General features: G+C 75.0%; 3 protein-coding genes. All 3 read left to right on the top strand.

Annotated features, from left to right (window positions below):
* On the top strand, positions 1-417 hold a 417-nt coding region (locus H0523_RS31915), incomplete at its 5' end, for a nucleotide-binding domain containing protein (RefSeq protein WP_277405329.1).
* Positions 414-1,439 (top strand): 4-hydroxythreonine-4-phosphate dehydrogenase PdxA, encoded by a 1,026-nt coding sequence (pdxA, locus tag H0523_RS31910; protein WP_156350637.1) that lies wholly within the window; start codon positions 414-416, stop codon positions 1,437-1,439. The genes H0523_RS31915 and pdxA, both read left to right, overlap by 4 nt.
* A partial coding sequence (locus H0523_RS31905) for a 4-hydroxythreonine-4-phosphate dehydrogenase (RefSeq protein ID WP_180180316.1) occupies positions 1,423-2,089 on the top strand: 667 nt, incomplete at its 3' end. The genes pdxA and H0523_RS31905, both read left to right, overlap by 17 nt.

Here is a 2,089-nt window from a genome sequence, read left to right as displayed (position 1 = left end):
ATCGGCAGCGCCAACCCGGCCAGCCGGGCGCAAGGCGAGGCCCTGCGGGCCGCTGGCGCGCAGGTGGCGCATCGCGCCGACGAGATCGCCGCGGACGCCGGGCTGGCCTGCCTGATGGCGCCCGGCTCGCCCCAGGCCGATCCGGCCGCGGTGCTGGCGGCGCTGGCGCGGCAGGCGACGCTGGCGCTGGCGCGGCACCGCTTCGACGGCCTGATCGCGACCGGCGGCGACACCCTGGCGGCGCTGCTCGACGCGCTGGCCATCGACACATTTACCTTGACCTGCGAACTGGCGCCCGGCTTTCCCGCCGGGACCGCCGCGTGCGCGGGTCGGCAACTGGCGATCGCCATGAAGGCGGGCGGCTTCGGCGGCCCCGAGGCCTTGCGCGACGCCGCCTGGAGACTGCTGTGCCGATGAATCCTTCCCGCGCGGGCGCCGACCTGCCCGCGCCCGCCTTGCCCCTGGCCATCACCCTGGGCGACCCCGCCGGCATCGGGCCGGAGATCGTCGCCAAGACGCTGCTGTTGCCGGGTTACGCCGAGCGCTGCGTGGCGGTGGGCGATCCCGCCGTCATGGCACGCGCGTTGGCGCCGCTGGGCGCGGCCGAACGGCTGCGGGTGGTGGCCGATGTGGCCGACGCCGAGCTGCGGCCGGACCGCGTCTGCCTAGTGCCGTCATCCGCGCTGCCGCTGCCGCCGCCATTCGGCCGGGTCGACGCGGCCTGCGGCCGGGCGGCGTACCAGGCGATCTGCCTGGCCATCGACCTGGCGCGCCAGGGGCGGGTGGCCGGCATGGTCACCGCGCCGATCCACAAGGAAGCGCTGGCCGCGGCCGGCGTGCCGTATCCAGGCCATACCGAGATCCTGGCCGAGCGCGGCGGCGCGCGGCGCGTGGCGATGATGCTGGCCAATGACGCCATCGCCACGGTGCTGGTCACCATTCATTGTTCGCTGCGCCAGGCCATCGAGCGCGCCGACTTCGAGGCGCAGTTGTCGGCGATCCGGCTGGCCCACCAGGGCGGCCGCGCGCGCGGCGCGCCGGCGCCGCGCGTGGCGGTGGCCGGCCTGAATCCGCATGCCGGCGAGGGCGGCCTGTTCGGCGACGAGGAACGGCGCATCATCCGGCCGGCGATCGAGGCCGCGCGCCGCGAGGGCATCGACGCCAGCGGCCCGTGGCCCGGCGACACGGTCTTCATGCAGGCGCGGCAGGGGCGCTTCGACTTGGTGGTGGCGCAGTACCACGACCAGGGCCTGATCCCGGTGAAGTACCTTGGCCTGGAGCAGGGCGTGAACATCACCCTGGGGCTGCCGTTCGTGCGCACCAGCCCCGATCACGGCACCGCGTTCGACATCGCCGGGCAGGGCATCGCCGATCCCGCCAGCCTGCGGACCGCCATCGACCACGCCTTCCGGCTCGCCGCCCATGCGGCATCCCTTTGAACCTCCTATCATCCTGGACATCATGCCCGCCGACTTCATCTTCATGCTGACCCGCAACGACCGCACCGTGGCGGACGCCGACGCCCACCTGGACACGGCGCTCGCGTGCGGGGTGCGCCATATCGGCTTCAAGGACATCGGCCAGCCGCCAGCGGTCCTGCGGCGGCTCAACGCCGCCATCCGCGCGGCGGGCGCGCGCAGCTACCTGGAAGTGGTGTCGCAGGACCGGGACAGCGAGCTGGCGTCGGTGCGCGCCGCGCGCGAACTGGAGGTCGACTGTCTGCTGGGCGGCACGCACGTGGCCGACGCGCTGCCGCTGCTGGCCGGCTCGCCCATCCGCTATTACCCGTTTCCCGGGCGGGTCCATGGGCATCCCAGCATCCTGGGCGGCACGCGCGAGGAGATCGCGCGCAGCGCCGCGCGGCTGGCCGGCCTGCCCGGCGTGCATGGGCTGGACCTGCTGGCCTACCGCGCCGACGTCGATGTGCCGGCGCTGATGGCGCAGGTGTGCGCGGCGGGCGCGCCGGTGATCGTGGCCGGCTCGCTCGACACGCCCGAGCGCATCCGGGCGGCATGCCGCGCCGGGGCGGCGGGGTTCACGGTGGGCACGGCGGCGCTGGATGGCCGCTTTCCCGCCCCGCGCGCCGGAC

Origin of the sequence: Achromobacter insuavis, assembly GCF_902859645.1 — a bacterium.
Lineage (GTDB): Bacteria > Pseudomonadota > Gammaproteobacteria > Burkholderiales > Burkholderiaceae_B > Achromobacter > Achromobacter insuavis.
The sequence above is the reverse complement of the archived record's forward strand: the minus strand, read 5'-3'. Positions and strand labels throughout refer to the sequence as shown.